At 59.7% G+C, this 15,452-nt stretch carries 13 protein-coding genes and 1 pseudogene; 7 read left to right on the plus strand and 7 right to left on the minus strand.

What is annotated here, in order from left to right; translation table 11 throughout:
* Positions 1-128 precede the first annotated feature (128 nt).
* The 3 genes from ACRER8_RS19095 to gcl form a co-directional block, all read right to left on the minus strand.
* Positions 129-1,031: a 2-hydroxy-3-oxopropionate reductase gene (locus ACRER8_RS19095; protein ID WP_431747767.1), complete on the minus strand. Its 903-nt coding sequence runs from the start codon at positions 1,029-1,031 to the stop codon at positions 129-131.
* Positions 1,032-1,272: 241 nt separating this feature from the next.
* Positions 1,273-2,055 (minus strand): hydroxypyruvate isomerase, encoded by a 783-nt coding sequence (gene hyi / locus ACRER8_RS19100; protein WP_431747768.1) that lies wholly within the window; start codon positions 2,053-2,055, stop codon positions 1,273-1,275.
* 37 nt (positions 2,056-2,092) lie between these two features.
* Positions 2,093-3,868 carry a glyoxylate carboligase gene (gene gcl, locus ACRER8_RS19105; protein WP_431747769.1) on the minus strand — a complete coding sequence of 592 codons (1,776 nt, stop codon included), beginning with the start codon at positions 3,866-3,868 and terminating at the stop codon, positions 2,093-2,095.
* Positions 3,869-3,976: 108 nt separating this feature from the next.
* On the opposite strand from gcl, the gene ACRER8_RS19110 reads away from it, so the two are divergent.
* Positions 3,977-4,888: a LysR family transcriptional regulator gene (locus tag ACRER8_RS19110; protein WP_431747770.1), complete on the plus strand. Its 912-nt coding sequence runs from the start codon at positions 3,977-3,979 to the stop codon at positions 4,886-4,888.
* A 136-nt stretch (positions 4,889-5,024) separates the two neighbouring features.
* On the opposite strand, the gene ACRER8_RS19115 is transcribed toward ACRER8_RS19110, so the two are convergent.
* Positions 5,025-5,792: a 2-keto-4-pentenoate hydratase gene (locus ACRER8_RS19115; RefSeq protein ID WP_431747771.1), complete on the minus strand. Its 768-nt coding sequence runs from the start codon at positions 5,790-5,792 to the stop codon at positions 5,025-5,027.
* A 365-nt stretch (positions 5,793-6,157) separates the two neighbouring features.
* Between ACRER8_RS19115 and ACRER8_RS19120 the strand changes: the two genes are divergently transcribed.
* The 6 genes from ACRER8_RS19120 (at position 6,158) to ACRER8_RS19145 (ending at position 13,188) form a co-directional block, all read left to right on the plus strand.
* A complete protein-coding gene (locus ACRER8_RS19120) occupies positions 6,158-7,372 on the plus strand; it encodes an MFS transporter (RefSeq protein ID WP_431747772.1) in 1,215 nt (404 codons plus the stop codon).
* Between the two features lie 131 nt (positions 7,373-7,503).
* Complete coding sequence (locus tag ACRER8_RS19125) at positions 7,504-8,793, plus strand: sensor histidine kinase (protein ID WP_431747773.1); 1,290 nt, start codon at positions 7,504-7,506, stop codon at positions 8,791-8,793.
* A 225-nt stretch (positions 8,794-9,018) separates the two neighbouring features.
* Positions 9,019-9,201 (plus strand): hypothetical protein, encoded by a 183-nt coding sequence (locus ACRER8_RS19130; protein ID WP_431747774.1) that lies wholly within the window; start codon positions 9,019-9,021, stop codon positions 9,199-9,201.
* A 138-nt stretch (positions 9,202-9,339) separates the two neighbouring features.
* Entirely contained in the window at positions 9,340-10,761 is a 1,422-nt protein-coding gene (locus ACRER8_RS19135; RefSeq protein ID WP_431747775.1) for an ATPase domain-containing protein, read from the plus strand.
* Positions 10,762-10,812: 51 nt separating this feature from the next.
* A complete protein-coding gene (locus tag ACRER8_RS19140; protein ID WP_431747776.1) occupies positions 10,813-11,181 on the plus strand; it encodes a response regulator in 369 nt (122 codons plus the stop codon).
* Between the two features lie 75 nt (positions 11,182-11,256).
* Positions 11,257-13,188 (plus strand): PAS domain S-box protein, encoded by a 1,932-nt coding sequence (locus ACRER8_RS19145; RefSeq protein WP_431747777.1) that lies wholly within the window; start codon positions 11,257-11,259, stop codon positions 13,186-13,188.
* Positions 13,189-13,227: 39 nt separating this feature from the next.
* On the opposite strand, the gene ACRER8_RS19150 is transcribed toward ACRER8_RS19145, so the two are convergent.
* The 3 genes and pseudogenes from ACRER8_RS19150 to ACRER8_RS19160 form a co-directional block, all read right to left on the minus strand.
* Positions 13,228-14,259 carry a methyl-accepting chemotaxis protein gene (locus ACRER8_RS19150; protein WP_431747805.1) on the minus strand — a complete coding sequence of 344 codons (1,032 nt, stop codon included), beginning with the start codon at positions 14,257-14,259 and terminating at the stop codon, positions 13,228-13,230.
* Between the two features lie 261 nt (positions 14,260-14,520).
* Positions 14,521-14,793 (minus strand): annotated as a pseudogene (locus ACRER8_RS19155) (PAS domain-containing protein); the annotation flags it as partial.
* A 133-nt stretch (positions 14,794-14,926) separates the two neighbouring features.
* The gene (locus ACRER8_RS19160) at positions 14,927-15,166 is read right to left on the minus strand and encodes a hypothetical protein (RefSeq protein ID WP_431747778.1); all 240 of its coding nucleotides are present in this window, start codon (positions 15,164-15,166) and stop codon (positions 14,927-14,929) included.
* Positions 15,167-15,452: the final 286 nt, after the last annotated feature.

Genomic DNA, 15,452 nt, shown 5'->3' on the forward strand with positions numbered 1-15,452 from the left:
GTGTCAGACAATGCATGTCTAGCTGACCCGCCGCATTCGCCAGCAAGCCGGGTTCTACAGGTTCGCGGAATGCCGGGATGTTGCGCAGGGCACGACTCCTTTGCAGAAGTAATGCCTGTCCCCCTGCATCACTCAGGCTTGTGATCGCCCCGAATCGAGAAGTTCGCCATGTGTTCCAGGCCCTTGATCAGTCCTGAATGATCCCATCCGCTACCGCCCAGTGCAGCGCAGGTGCTGAACACCTGTTGGGCATTGGCGGTGTTGGGCAGGTTGAGGCTCAGTTCGCGTGCGCCTTCGAGGGCCAGGTTGAGGTCCTTCTGGTGCAGGGCGATGCGGAAGCCTGGGTTGAATGTGCCCTTGATCATGCGCTCGCCGTGGACTTCGAGGATTTTCGAAGAAGCAAACCCACCCATCAGCGCCTCACGCACTTTGGCCGGGTCCGCGCCGTTTTTCGAGGCGAAGAGCAAAGCCTCCGCCACTGCCTGAATGTTCAGAGCGACGATGATCTGGTTGGCGACCTTGGCGGTCTGTCCGTCGCCGTTGCCGCCGACCAGGGTGATGTTCTTGCCCATGGTCTGAAACAGAGGCAGGGCACGGTCGAACGTGCCTTGATTGCCGCCGACCATGATGCTCAGGGTCGCGGCCTTGGCGCCGACTTCACCGCCAGAAACCGGCGCATCGAGGTATTGCGCGCCGGTCGCATTGATTTTCTCGGCAAAAGTTTTAGTGGCGGAAGGGGAGATCGAGCTCATGTCGATCACCACCTTGCCCGCGCCAGTGCCTTCGCTCAGGCCGTTCTCGCCGAAGAGCACTTCATTCACCTGAGGGGTGTCAGGCAGCATGACAATGATGAATTCCGCTTCCTGAGCCACTTCGCGAGGATTGCCCAACACGGTCGCGCCGCCTTCGACCAGCGAAGCGGGAGGCGCGGAAAAGTGTTGGGACAGGAACAGCTGGTGACCTGCTTTTTGCAGGTTTTCTGCCATTGGCAGGCCCATGATGCCGGTGCCGATGAATCCGATATTAGCCATGAAATGTTCCTCTTTTTTGTCTAGGGGAGGCAGGCGTTGATTCGACCGTCGCCTCGATATGCTTTTGATTCTGGCCGGAGGTCGTAGGCGCTTGTCTTGCCAGCGATCTGGCGCGGAGCGGCAGCAAAACCAGGCGACCCCGCCGTATCAGGTAGGCCGCGCACTCCGGGTTTTCCGCCGGTTCCCAGCAGATCGCCAGCAGCTTGTTCCTACGCCCTTCGGGCAGAAACAGGATCGGATTTCAAATCAGGTTGTGGGTCTTCAACCAACCAAGCCCCGCCTCGGTCGTAGTCAGCGGCTTGTACTCACAGCCGATCCAACCCCGATAGCCCAGTTTGTCCAAATGCCCGAACAGGAAGCCGTAATTGATTTCGCCAGTACCCGGTTCATGCCGCCCAGGGTTGTCCGCCAACTGCACGTGGCGAATCACCGGCAGGTTCTTTTCCATGGTCCGGGCCAGATCGCCTTCCATGATCTGCATGTGATAGATGTCGTACTGCAGCGACAGGTTGCGGCTGCCGACTTTCTCGCGGATCGCCAGGGCCTGGGCCGTGGTGTTCAGATAGAAGCCCGGAATGTCCAGGGTGTTGATCATCTCCATGACTAGATCAATACCCTGCGCCTGCAGCTTGTCGGCGGCATATTTGAGGTTGTCGACGAAGGTTTTCTCGATCAGCGCATCATCGAAGCCCTGCGGCTTGATTCCGGCCAGACAGTTGACCTGAGTGTTGCCCAGCACTTTGGCATAGGCGATGGCCAAGTCGACCCCGGCGTAGAATTCCTCGACCCGGTCCGGGTGGCAGGCAATCCCGCGTTCGCCCTTGGCCCAATCGCCAGCGGGCAGGTTGAACAGCACTTGGGTCAGCCCGTTGGCGTCCAGTTCGGCCTTGATCTGCGCTGAACTGAAATCATACGGAAACAAATATTCGACCCCGCTGAACCCGGCGTTGGCAGCAGCTTCGAAGCGTTGCAGAAAGTCCAGCTCGGTGAACAGCATGGACAGGTTGGCGCAAAGGCGTGGCATGGCGTGCTCCTTTCTCTCGTCGTTCTGTGGACGCCGATCAGTCCAGCAGGCTGATGGCGGTAGGGGCGTCGGCGCGGCTTTCGGCCAGCGATTCGAATTCGTTGATTGCGTTGATCTCGGTACCCATGGCGATGTTGGTGACGCGCTCGAGAATCACTTCGACCACCACCGGAACGCTGTACTGCTGCATCAGGCTGGTGGCCTCGGCGAGTGCGGCCTGGATGTGCGCCGGATCACTTACCCTGATGGCCTTGCAACCCAAACCTTCAGCGACGGCAATGTGGTCTACGCCATAGCCTTCCAGTTCCGGGGCGTTGATGTTGTCGAACGCCAGTTGCACGCAGTAATCGATATCGAAATTGCGCTGCGCCTGACGAATCAGCCCCAGGTACGAGTTGTTCACCACCACATGGATGTACGGCAGCTTGAACTGCGCGCCCACTGCCAGTTCCTCGATCATGAACTGGAAGTCGTAGTCACCTGACAGCGCGACCACCTTGCGGCTCGGGTCAGCCTTGGCCACGCCCAATGCCGCGGGAATGGTCCAGCCCAGCGGGCCTGCCTGGCCGCAGTTGATCCAGTGGCGAGGTTTGTACACGTGCAGGAACTGCGCGCCGGCAATTTGCGAAAGACCGATGGTGCTGACGTAGCAAGTGTCCTTGCCGAAGTACCGGTTCATCTCTTCGTATACGCGCTGCGGCTTGACCGGCACGTTGTCGTAGTGGGTCTTGCGCTGCATGGTGCGTTTGCGATCCTGGCAACTGGCGAGCCACTGGCTGCGATCTTTCAGCTTGCCTGCCGTGTGCCACTCGCGAGCGACTTCAAGGAACATCGACAGCGCCGCGCCGGCATCCGAAACGATGCCCAGGTCCGGCGTCAACACCCGGCCAATCTGGGTCGGTTCGATATCGACGTGGATGAACTTGCGACCCTCGCTGTACACCGAGACCGTGCCGGTATGGCGGTTGGCCCAGCGGTTGCCGATGCCCAGCACCATGTCCGATTCCAGCATCGTCGCGTTGCCGTAACGGTGGGAGGTCTGCAGGCCGACCATGCCGGCCATCTGCGGATGATCGTCGGGAATGGTGCCCCAGCCCATCAGGGTCGGGATCACCGGGATGCCGGTCAGCTCGGCGAATTCCACCAGCGCGTCAGACGCATCGGCGTTGATAATGCCGCCACCGGCGACGATCAATGGGCGCTCGGAGGCGTTGAGCATCGCCAGGGCTTTTTCGACCTGGTTGCGGCTGGCCTGGGGTTTGGTCACCGGCAGCGGTTCGTAGGCGTCGATGTCGAATTCGATCTCGGCCATTTGCACGTCGAATGGCAGGTCGATCAGCACCGGGCCAGGGCGACCGCTGCGCATCAGCTGGAAGGCTTTCTGAAACACATAAGGCACTTGGCCCGGTTCCATGACGGTAGTGGCCCATTTGGCGACGGGGGCGGCGATGGCCGCGATGTCGACCGCCTGGAAATCTTCCTTGTGCATGCGGGCACGTGGCGCTTGTCCGGTGATGCACAGGATCGGAATCGAGTCAGCGGAGGCCGAGTACAGACCAGTGATCATATCGGTGCCGGCAGGTCCGGAGGTGCCGATGCACACGCCGATGTTGCCAGCGATGGCACGGGTATAACCCTCGGCCATGTGCGACGCGCCTTCGACGTGGCGTGCCAGCACGTGATCGATGCCGCCGAGTTTCTTGAATGCGGCGTACAGCGGATTGATGGCAGCGCCGGGGATACCGAAGGCGGTATCGACTCCTTCGCGACGCATCACCAGAACGGCGGCTTCGATGGCTCTCATGATGGTCATTTGTTAGTCTCCTGAACTCGATAGTTTTTGTACGTAACTAAAGTGATTTGAATTGAAGTATTTGTGAATGCCTGCTTTTGGCAGTTCTGTCGGTATCAGGAGTATCGAATGGACCGTTACACAGAGGTGCGCAGCTACGTGCTGGTCGCGACCCATGGCAGTTTCGCCGCGGCGGCGTTGGTGGAAGGTGTCACGCCGGTAATCATGGGACGGCGTTTGAGCGCGCTAGAGGACAGGCTGGGGGTGAAGCTGATTCACCGCTCGACCCGCGGACTGACCCTGACCGACGCCGGCGAGTCGTATCTGGACAATGCCAAGCTGGTTCTGCAGTCGTTCGAGGAACTGGACGCCAGCATCAGCGAAAATGAAAGCAGCGTGCGCGGGCATCTCGTGGTGTCGGCGCCGGCCGGTTTCGGTCGCCAGCATGTGGCGCCTCACGCACCGGAGTTTCAAGCGCGCTTTCCCGATCTGCAGTTGTCGTTCAACCTGACCGACAACGTGGTCGATCTGGTCCGGGAGGGCTATGACATGAGCATCCGGATTGGCGAGGTGCTCGATCCCAACTACGTCGCCATCAAGCTATACGCCAACAAACGCGTGGTCTGCGGTTCGCCGCACTACTTCGCCGAGCACGGGTTGCCGCAAACACTCGAAGAATTGGCCGAACACAATTGCCTGTCGTTCAACCTGCAGGGCGGGCAGCATCGTGGCTGGACCTTCCAGCGCGACGGCAAACCGGTGGCGATCAAGGTGGCGGGTAATCTCTATTGCAACGATGGCGAGCTGCTTTACGACTGGGCCAAGCGTGGCCTGGGGTTGTGCTGGCGTTCGACTTGGGAAATCCAGAACGAGATCGAAAGCGGGGCGCTGTTGACGGTGCTGGATGACTTTGCGCTGCCCAGCTATGACATCCAGGGCGTGTATCCGCAGCAACATTATCTGCCAGCGAAAGTGCGCTTTTTCATCGCCTTTTTGAAGGAAGTGTACAACCGGCCGGGATATTGGACGCGAGGGGCTTAGCGAACCTCGGAAGCGTAATCCGATGCGCCACGCCGGCTCGCTGTCACCGGACGTGACGTTCGGCAAAGCGTTAAGCCGATCCGGCGCTGCCCGGAGCATTCGATCTGGCATCGAATGCCGGGCTGGCCAGTCGCCGTCAGATCAGCTTGAACGAAATGGGCGGCAATCCACGGATCTCGCCCGATGCCAGGCCCGGGCCCTTGGTCTGATACATGCCGGTGTAGGAGCCTGTGGTGATCACCAGATCCGGGGTAACGCTCTGCCCATTCTGAGTGTGATGATTGACCACCCACGGCAGCAATCGACGCGGGTCGCCCGCCGGGTTGGCGCCATCGCCAGGAACAATGTCTTCGCCGGCATAGGTGAAGGTCAGCGCAGGCTCAAGGAAAGGAAAGCCTGGATCGTAAGGCACAAATTCCCCGACGATCAGTGCGCCGTGGTTGAGCAGATCACCGAGCGCCAACAGTGGCTCGATCTTCGGCCAAGCGGCAAAACGGCTCGACACTATTTCGATGGTCGTGCCCATGAGACCGATGCTGCTCAGCACTTCTTCATCGGAATAGGCCTCGTCGCGCGGGGCGAAGTCGCGGTTAAGGCGAAAGGCGATTTCCAGTTCCAGAATCGGTTGAGGGTAAGCGCCGATTTTCACCTGACTGCCAATGGCAAACAGTCCTTCTATGGGTAGCGGAGCGCCATTGATCGGGCCGCCGCTGGTGGATTTCGAGCCGACCTTCCAACCGCCGACGGTGGCGTCGCGCAGACGCAGGATTTCCCGCTGCAAGGCATAGGCGCTGGCCGCATCGGCAGGCACATGTTCGGGATGGATTTCGGTGACTTTCCGATCGTTTTTCATGGCGTGGACGATCAGTTCGGCAATGCTCGCTGGGTGAGACGGTGGGTTCACGCGGGACTTCCTTCAGGCTATTGAATGGAAAGCGCTCCACAGGCGACATGCGCGTCGGACTGCGGAGCCAGCGTGCCTACTCTAACCGCATTTGCAGACGATGACAGATAGCGATGGATTCGGGGGCGTTCATCGAGCCGTGCAACCACCTCGACTACGGCTTGCAAACGCCCGTTGCTGAGCGTTTCACGTGTCCTGAAAAAAAACCTCTAACGATCCTGATCTGGCCGGTACGCGCAATATCGACCGAGTGGTAATAAGACGCGGCATTCCTGGCTGGAATCCGACGTATGAAAAACATGAATTTTATTTATGGAGTTCAACCCTCTACCGTGTGTGGATAAACCCCGAGAAACGGAATCGAGATGAGCGAGCCGCAACGTCCCGCCGCCGCTGAGGAACACTGGAAGCGCAACCTCACGGTCTGCGTCTTCGGCGCTTTCACCACCATCATCGCCATGACCTTGCTGCTGCCGTTTCTGCCGCTTTATGTCGAGCACCTGGGTGTCAGTGATCCGGCAGCGATCGTGCAGTGGTCCGGCGTGGCGTTCGGTGCGACATTTCTCTCGGCCGCATTCACCGCGCCATTATGGGGTCGGCTTGGCGATCGTTACGGGCGCAAGCTGATGCTGATCCGTGCAAGCCTGGGTATGGCGATTGCGATGTCGTTGATCGGCCTTGCAGAGAACATCTACCAATTGGTGGGGCTGCGTCTGTTGGCCGGATTGCTGGGCGGTTATGCATCCGGCGCGACGATCCTGGTCGCGACTCAAACGCCCAAGGAGCGTTCCGGCTGGGCGCTGGGCATGCTGTCCTCGGGCATCATGGCCGGCAATCTCACGGGGCCGTTGATCGGCGGGCTGTTGCCACCGCTGATCGGCATTCGCAATACCTTCTTTCTGGCGGGCGGGGTGATCTTCCTGACCTTTCTTGCCACGCTGTTCCTGATGAAGGAAGCGCCGCGTCCCAAGCGCGCGGCGGGGGAGCCCAAGCCCGTTGCCGTTCGGCCCTGGGATGTGATCCCGGACAAAAAACCGGTGATCACCATGTTCGTCGTGGCCTGTCTGGTAATGTTCTCGATCATGTCCATCGAACCGATCATCACGGTATACCTGACCCAATTGCACACGACCAACGTGACAATGATGGCCGGCATGGTCATGTCGGCCACGGCCCTGGCCAGCGTGCTGTCGGCGTCGCGTATCGGCAGACTGGCGGACCGCATCGGGCACTGGAAGGTAGTGATGGGCTGTCTCATTACAGCGGCCATCACGCTGGTTCCTCAAGCCTTCGTGACCAACGAATGGCAATTGGTGGCGCTGCGGTTTCTGATGGGCATCGCCTTGGGCGGCTTGTTGCCCTGTATCGCGGCGATCATTCGCCACTCGGTGCCGGACATTGTGGCCGGACGCATGTTGGGCTATTCGACGTCCAGCCAGTACGTCGGCCAGGTGCTCGGGCCCTTGACCGGGGGCTATCTGGGTGGGCATTTCGGCATGCCCGTGGTGTTCATCGCCACTTGCGTGTTGATGGCAGCATGCGCCCTGGTAATGCTGGTGATGCGCCCGCTCAAGGGCTAGCGAAACCGCATTTCGATGAATTTATACCCGACGTCATCACGGCTTTGACAAAACCATGACATGGCATCCGGATAATCGGTTTCGGCGGCGCAAAGCCCCTTGACTTGAGTATCGTTCACCCACGGAACCCCATGGATATCAAACACAGCCTGAAGCAACGGATTGTGATTGTCTTCGCCTTGATGAGCACGCTGGTGGCCGGTGTTTTCGCGGTAGGCATCATCGCCACCGTGCACATCGTCGAAACACGGCTCACCATCATCAGTCTGGGGGGCAACCTGCATCGTCAACTCACCCAGGACCGTGTCGAGGACTGGCGCCATCGGCCGGAGAAGGATGAACTGTTCTACGCCGATGACGGCATTGGTGATGTGGGGATGGCCGATGACCTGAAAGATCTGAAACCAGGCTTCCAGGAGTTTTTTCGTGGCAAGAAAGCCTATTACGCGATTGTCGAGACGGTCGGCGATCGGCGCTACGTGCTGCTGCGCGACCAACGCAAGTTCGAGAAGCGCGAGCGGATTCTGTTCGGGGTAGTGCTGATCGGGTTCATCCTCAGCGTGCTGCTGGCCATTTTGCTTGGCCGGCTTCTGGCGTCTCGAGTCATGGCACCGGTATCACGTCTGGCGGGCCAGGTCCGGCATCGCGACCAGTTGCTCGAATTGGCGCCGGTGCTGGCCGACGATTACGCCCGGGACGAAGTAGGTACGCTGGCGCGTTCCTTCGATGAGACCCTAGGGCGCCTGCGTGCGGCGTTGGGCCGGGAAAAGCTCTTTACCAGCGACGTCAGCCATGAGTTGCGTACTCCGCTGATGGTGCTGGCCACGTCCTGCGAGTTGCTACTGGAGTATCCGCGTCTGGACGATCGTTCGCGCACCCAGGTGCAGCGCATCAGCAAGGCGACGGCGGGTATGAATCAACTGGTCGAGACTTTTCTATTGCTGGCGCGGACCGAAGGCAAGAATGCCTCATCAGGCCAGTGCACCGGCCTGCTGCAAATTGCCGAGGAGTTGATCGAGGTCTGGGGGCCGTCGATCGAAGAGAAGGGCCTGACATTCATCTTCGAACCCTGCGCTGACGCAAAAGGTCTGTACAACACTGCCTTGCTGCGCTCGGTCATGGGTAACCTGCTGCGCAACGCCTGGCACTACACCGACCAGGGTTTCATCCGTCTGAGCCTGAACCGTCATGGTTTCAGCGTCGAGGACACCGGCATCGGCATTCCGCTGGAGAAGCAGCAGGCGATGTTCCAGCCGTTCGTGCGTGGCGACGAACAGCGCGGAGAGGGCTTGGGGCTGGGGTTGTCACTGGTCCAGCGCATCTGCGCCAACCAGCACTGGAGCGTGACGTTAAGCAGCCGAGAGCCAGCCGGTTGCTGTTTTAGCGTTGTGCTGGAGGCGCCGGGGCATTTGTCGGTCTGAATGTCGTTCTTGCGATGTTGCAGTTCGACCTGTCAGGCAGCCGAGGTCCCGGTCGCCAATGTCGGCAAGCCGTGTTGCCAGGTCCTTGGGGCGAACGCGGGATCGGGGAATTCGGGACTTTTATTGCCGGCCGCAGACCGTGGTTGCCCCGCGCTGATCCAAAAAAACGCACGTCCCACGCTCGGCGTACTCCAAGCACTGCATTCATCACGAGAGCCAGTGACCATGAGTACAAAAAAACCCGCAGCCGATCAGGATCAAGCCAACCTGCCAGACGAGACGCCCGAGTACCCGCTGTCAGCGCCGATCAAACCGGATGACCCGGAGCGTCGCAGCGAGCAGTCAAAGGCGGAAACCGACGGCTGCGTCGAAGAGCTGCCGGAGTCCGCGCAGACGCCGCGTCCCTGATACCGCTTCACGGTTGTGCCGTAAGTGTTCGCCACCAATGATGATTGTTCTTGGAAAGTGGCGCCAAAAGCGGAAGAATGCTGCTTTTCGTCGTGCGCATCATTCGCACCGCTGACGACCACTGGCGGAGGAAGCACTTTGAACCACCTAAGACGTCTTCAGAGCGGAATTCAAGGACTGGATGAGCTGCTGAAGGGCGGCTTCGTCGCCGGGTCTTCTTACATTATTCAGGGCCGCCCCGGCTCGGGCAAAACCATTCTGGCGAATCAGATCGGCTTCAATCACGCCTGTGATGGAGGGCGCGTACTGTTCGCCACGTTATTGGCCGAACCCCATGAACGCCTGTTTCAGTTCCTGTCGACGCTGAGCTTCTTCGACAAGGACAAGGTCGACGATCAGATTCAGTTCGTCAGTGCCTTCGATACCATGGAAAACGACGGTCTGGATGAAGTGGTCAAGCTGCTGCGTCGCGAGATCGTTCGGCAGAAGTCCACAGTGATGATCCTCGATGGGCTGCTCAACGCCCGCTCCAGAGCGGATTCCCCGCTGAACACCAAGCGTTTCATTTCCGAGTTGCAGGGTCATGCGGCGTTCGCCGGTTGTACGGTGTTCTTCCTGACCAGTTCGCAACTGGACGACGGCAGCCCCGAACACACCATGGTCGATGGTGTCATCGAACTGGGCGAAGAGCTGGTCGGTAGCAAGTCCATTCGCCGGATCAAGATGCGCAAGACCCGCGGCAGCGGCGCGATTCCCGGTTCCCACGAGTGCGAAATCACCGAAAACGGCCTGGTGGTCTATCCGCGCCTGGAAAGTACGGTTACCCACTCGGCGATGCGTGACAGCGATCAGTGTGCGCTGATCCCGAGCGGACTTGCGACGTTGGACCCACTGATCGGTGGCGGGTTGGTGGCGTCTTCGGTCACGTTGCTGATGGGGCCATCGGGCGCTGGCAAAACCTCGATCGGCATCAACTTCCTCGGTCAATCGACCGTCGAGGAACCCGGGCTGCACTTCGGCTTTTATGAGTCGCCGCAACGTCTGCGCATGAAAGCGGCGGCGCTGGGGGTCGATCTGGCCGGGCTGGAACAATCCGGTGCGCTGTCGATCATGTGGAATTCGAATACCACGGAGCTGATCGACAAGCTGGCTTTGAATCTGTTGCGGGTCGTCGAAGAGAAGTCCATCAAGCGCGTGTTCCTCGACAGCCTGGGCGGCATGGCCCGTGCAGCGGCCGATAAAACACGCATGCTGGACCTCTACACCGCGCTGATGAGCGAGTTGCGCGCGCGCAATGTCACCGTCGTGGCGTCCTGGGAAGTGCGCAGCTTGCTGGGTGGCGAACTGGACGCTCCCGCCCCCGATCTGTCGGGCATCGTCGACAACCTTCTGGTGCTGCGTTTCGTTGTGGAACCGGCTGAACTTAAACGCCAGCTGTCCATTCTTAAAGTAAGGGACAACCCCTACGATCCGGCATTACTGGAAGTTGTCTTCGGTGATCAGGGTCTTGACGTGAAAAAGGTTCATTTCCATGCCCCTGGCGATACCAACCACGCGTAATGGTCGCGATCGCGATCTCGCTCCTGGATGGTCGAGCGGACCGAGGGCGTTATGACCACGATATTGATTGTCGACGATGAGTATTTGATCGCTGACATCCTGAGCTTCGCGCTTGAGGACGAAGGTTATCTGACTGTCACAGCAGGCAGCGGTCAGAAAGCCTTGAGCATCCTCGAACGGGAAAAACCGCAGTTGATCATCACCGATTACATGATGCCGGGAATGACCGGCATCGAGTTCGCCGAGGCCGTCCGGGCGCACAAGTCGCTGCATGAGGTTCCGGTCATGTTGATGAGTGGGGCCCAGGCGCATCTGGGCATGGCACGGGGGGATCTGTTCGTGCACGTGTTTGCCAAGCCCTTCGACATCCACGCGGTGGTGTCGACGGTCAAATCGTTGCTCAAGCCCGACAAAACATGAAGGCCGGCGGCCGGCGCAGCCTGTGGTCCTGACCGCTTCATAATGCGTATACGCACCTATCGGCCCGAGGCAATCATGCAACAACCCGAACCCTCATCAGGATTGCTCTCCCAGGAAGACCGTTATCGGTTGCTGGTCGACGCGGTTTTTGACTATGCGATCTACATGCTCGACACCGCTGGCATCGTTTGTAGTTGGAATTCCGGTGCCCGGCGGATCAAGCAATACGAGGAAGCGGAGATCCTCGGCCGATCCTTTTCGCTGTTCTATACCGAGGAAGACCGCCAGGCCGGATTGCCCGCCCGAGCGCTGCACATTGCCGCGACCTCCGGGCGTTTCGAAGGCGAGGGCTGGCGAGTCAGGAAGGACGGCACGCGATTGTGGGCGCAAGTGGTCATCGACCCCATTCACGGCAGCGACGGCACGCTGATAGGCTTCGCCAAAGTCACCCGAGACCTGACCGAGCGTCGTCTGGCGCAGGAAGCGCTTCAGCGCAGCGAGCAACAGTTCAGCCTGTTGGTTCAGGGGGTTACCGACTACGCGCTGTACATGCTGGATCCTGCAGGCATCATCACCACCTGGAACGCCGGCGCCCAGCGGATCAAGGGCTATGCGCCCGATGAAGTCATCGGCAAGCATTTTTCGCTGTTTTTCGAACCCGCCGACGCCGAGGCCGGGATGCCACAGCGGGCGCTGGACATAGCTGACAGAGAGGGGCGCTTCGAAGGGCAGGGCTGGCGGGTGCGCAAGGACGGATCGCGGTTTTTGGTACACGTGGTCATCGACTCGATTCGTGACAACGCGGGCGGCATCATCGGCTTCGCCAAGATCACCCGTGACGTCACCGATTCTATCCAGGCCCAGGCGGCGCTGAAGGAGGCGAGGGAAGCGCTGTACCAATCGCAGAAAATGGAATCCATTGGTCAGCTCACCGGTGGCATTGCCCACGACTTCAACAACCTGTTAACGGTCATTCTCGGCAGCCTGGGTATTGTTAAAAAGCGCATGGAAGGCGACGCGAAAACGGTTTCACTTCTGGATAATGCCATCGCCGCGGCTCATCGTGGCTCTTCGTTGACCCAGCGTATGCTGGCCTTCGCCCGACGTCAGCAGTTGGACCCGAAACCGGTGGATGTCGGCGTATTGATTAGAGGCATGTCCGAACTGCTGGGAAGCTCGCTGGGTCCCAATATCACCGTGGAAACCCGGTTCCCGTTGATACTGCGTCAGGTGTTCGTCGACGCCGGGCAGCTGGAAATGGCGATCATGAACCTAATGATCAATGCGCGCGATGCCATGCCGGACGGCGGTAACATCGTGGTTTCGGCCAGGGAAGCGTTGTTTGTGCGTTCAAACCCGTCCCCGGAACCAGAGAGCTTCATTTGCATCTCCGTCGCCGATACAGGCACCGGCATGGACGAAGCCACCCTGCAGCGCGCAATGGAGCCGTTCTTTACTACCAAAGGGCTGGGCAAGGGCACAGGGTTGGGCTTGTCGATGATTCACGGTCTCGCGGAGCAGTCGGGCGGCAAGCTGGTTTTAAAGAGTGAACCGGGCCATGGGACCACTGCAGAGCTGTGGTTGCCGATTTCGACGGTGGTCACCGAACGCCCGACATCAGGCGATGAAACGGGTGTTGCCGCGCTCGTCAAGCCAAGACAGCTCAAGGTCCTGTTCGTCGACGATGATCCGCTCGTGCTGCTCAGCACCCGGGCCATGATCGAGGATCTTGGGCATCGGGTGCAGGCTGCCTGTGACGGCGTTGAAGCCCTGGCCTTGATTCGTGAACACAACGATTTCGATCTGGTCATTACCGATTACGTCATGCCGACCATGTCCGGCTCGGAGCTGGCAGAGCAGATTTCACGCCTGCGCCCGGCGCTGCCGATCATCATCTCCTCAGGCTTCACTGATGCCCCGTCCCTCGCCACGTCAGGCTTGCCTCGATTGCCCAAGCCGTTCAATCAAACCGACCTGGCGCGGGCGATGGCGTTGATCGGGTCCTGACGCACCGATCCTGCTATTTGCAGAAAAGTGCCTGCCAACTTACCGATTGAAGCGCTCCGCCAGGCCGTGCAGGTACTGGGCCATTTGCTCAAGCTCGTGGCTGATGTTCGAACCTTGTTGAGCCTGCCCGGCGCTTTGATCGCACAGTTGGGCGATGCGGTTGATCTGCTGGTTGATGTTTTCCGCAACGAGGGTCTGCTGCTCCGAGGCGGAAGCCATTTGCTGACTCATGCCGGTGATCCGCGAGACTGCCTGACTGATGCCACTCAATGCATGCTGGACCGCCTCGACACTGGCAACGCTTTCCTGCGACGTCGCTTGTCCGCGCGTGGCGGTGGCAACGGCGCGGCTGGCACCGTCACGCAATTCGCCGATGATCCCCTGAATCTGCTCGGTCGACGTCTGCGTGCGCGATGCCAGCGAACGCACCTCATCAGCCACCACCGCAAAACCGCGACCCTGCTCACCGGCACGCGCCGCTTCGATCGCTGCATTGAGCGCAAGCAGGTTGGTTTGCTGGGCGATGGAGTTGATCACATCGACGACGCTGCCAATGGATTGCGTAGCACCGGCGAGTTCCGCCACCGCCTGACCGATTTCCGACACGGAATTGGCCATGTGCCGAATCGCCAACAGGCTTTCGTCTGCCAGACCTCGGCCCTGTTGGGCAAGCGTATCGGCCTCAAGTGCGGCATGGGCGGTGTTCTGCACGTTGTGAGTGACTTCCTGGATAGTCGCCGCCATTTGAGTGATCGCGGTAGCCGACTGGTCGGTTTCGCTGCGCTGCTGGTCAAGCGCTTCGGCCTGCAACAGCGACAGACTGGCAGACTGACCCGCGCGCAGCTTGACGCCTTCTCCGGCATCGACCAGGCGGGTCAGCGCCGTCTGCAGCCGCGCCTCTTCGCTGAGCAATGCCAGGTCCAGCCGCGCCTGCGGCCCTCGGTTGTCGCTGTATGTCAGCGCGATCAGCGGGTCGGTGAAGGCCTTGGGGTGATCGTCGAGAAGGGCCTTGAGCGTGTGATTCTGCCGCCATTCCAACACTGCACCGAGGACGATCAAGATCAGCAGCATCGCCAGCAGTTCGGCTTGATCCGTCAATATGTAGTTGCACGCGCTCAGTACCACGGCGGCGGCGATCAAAGGCAGCTGGCGCGACAGGTGATAACGCGCAGTACTGAAGCTCGAGACCGCTGATTTGCCTGCGCGCAGTCGCGCGTACAAGGCCTCGGCTCGGCGAACCTGGTCTCGGGTGGGCAGGGTGCGCATGGACTCGAATCCGGCGATTTTGCCCTGCTCGTAGATCGGCGTGACATAGGCACTGACCCAGTAGAAATCGCCGTTCTTGCTGCGGTTCTTGACCACCCCCATCCAGGGTTTGCCCTGTTTGATGGTCTCCCACATGTGCGCGAAAACCGATGGTGGCATGTCCGGGTGGCGGACGAGATTGTGCGGCTGACCGATCAACTCCTCACGGGTGAAACCGCTGAGAGCGACGAAGGCGTCGTTGCAATAGGTGATGTGGCTACTGAGGTCGGTAGTGGAGATAAGGCGCTGGTTGGCGGAGAAGGTTCGTTCCTGCTGTGTGACCGGCATATTCAAACGCATAAGACCGTCTCATCCTTGACGTTGCTGGACTGGTTAGCTGCCAGTAGGTGTAGCACAACAAAGTCGGAGGATGAACGGTCGGTGACCGGCAATGGGAATCCGTTCCCAAAACGGGCAGTATTAAGGCTCTCGGTCAGTTGCCATCGGCGACCTTGCGCTCGATTTCGTCGGACTTGCGCTTCAGTTCCTCTGCTTCCTGCTCCTTGGTGCGGATGGATGTGGGCGTAATGACCTCATCCACTGCGCGAGTGTCATCGTCACGGTCCTCAAGGTCGCGCTCGACCACATCGACCGGCCTGCCGGAGGCGTCAGTGGGCGGCGCGTTGAAAGGGCGGGTGGACGATTCGGGGTTGTTGCGATTGTCGTTGCTCATTTCGATATCCTCGGATGACGTGTTCGTTGGATGTCGACGCCTGACGCGAGTTCGAGGAATCTGCCGGGACGGCCATGCGGTCCCAAATGACGGGCATAAAAAAGCCCGCTGGGGAAGACGGGCTTAAAGAGGATCAAAAGGAGTAGGTGCAGACTGAACCTTGTGGCGTGAACATTTCGTGAAAACGGTTTTATGAGTGATTCCTATTTATAAAATGCCGACGAACGGTGCACCCGTGGCGATTATGTGTTGGGGTTCAAGATCCTTGCATCGCATTCTGCCGAAA

This window comes from Pseudomonas sp., from assembly GCF_050739935.1.
Taxonomy (GTDB): domain Bacteria; phylum Pseudomonadota; class Gammaproteobacteria; order Pseudomonadales; family Pseudomonadaceae; genus Aquipseudomonas.

Bases quoted from the DNA above. Each gene is read 5' to 3' on its own strand.
- ACRER8_RS19160 (WP_431747778.1), bottom strand. From the start codon at position 15,166: ATGAGCAACGACAATCGCAACAACCCCGAATCGTCCACCCGCCCTTTC.
- ACRER8_RS19140 (WP_431747776.1), top strand. From the start codon at position 10,813: ATGACCACGATATTGATTGTCGACGATGAGTATTTGATCGCTGACATC.
- ACRER8_RS19130 (WP_431747774.1), top strand. From the start codon at position 9,019: ATGAGTACAAAAAAACCCGCAGCCGATCAGGATCAAGCCAACCTGCCA.
- gcl (WP_431747769.1), bottom strand. From the start codon at position 3,868: ATGACCATCATGAGAGCCATCGAAGCCGCCGTTCTGGTGATGCGTCGC.
- ACRER8_RS19145 (WP_431747777.1), top strand. From the start codon at position 11,257: ATGCAACAACCCGAACCCTCATCAGGATTGCTCTCCCAGGAAGACCGT.
- hyi (WP_431747768.1), bottom strand. From the start codon at position 2,055: ATGCCACGCCTTTGCGCCAACCTGTCCATGCTGTTCACCGAGCTGGAC.
- ACRER8_RS19095 (WP_431747767.1), bottom strand. From the start codon at position 1,031: ATGGCTAATATCGGATTCATCGGCACCGGCATCATGGGCCTGCCAATG.
- ACRER8_RS19125 (WP_431747773.1), top strand. From the start codon at position 7,504: ATGGATATCAAACACAGCCTGAAGCAACGGATTGTGATTGTCTTCGCC.
- ACRER8_RS19150 (WP_431747805.1), bottom strand. From the start codon at position 14,259: ATGCTGCTGATCTTGATCGTCCTCGGTGCAGTGTTGGAATGGCGGCAG.
- ACRER8_RS19110 (WP_431747770.1), top strand. From the start codon at position 3,977: ATGGACCGTTACACAGAGGTGCGCAGCTACGTGCTGGTCGCGACCCAT.
- ACRER8_RS19120 (WP_431747772.1), top strand. From the start codon at position 6,158: ATGAGCGAGCCGCAACGTCCCGCCGCCGCTGAGGAACACTGGAAGCGC.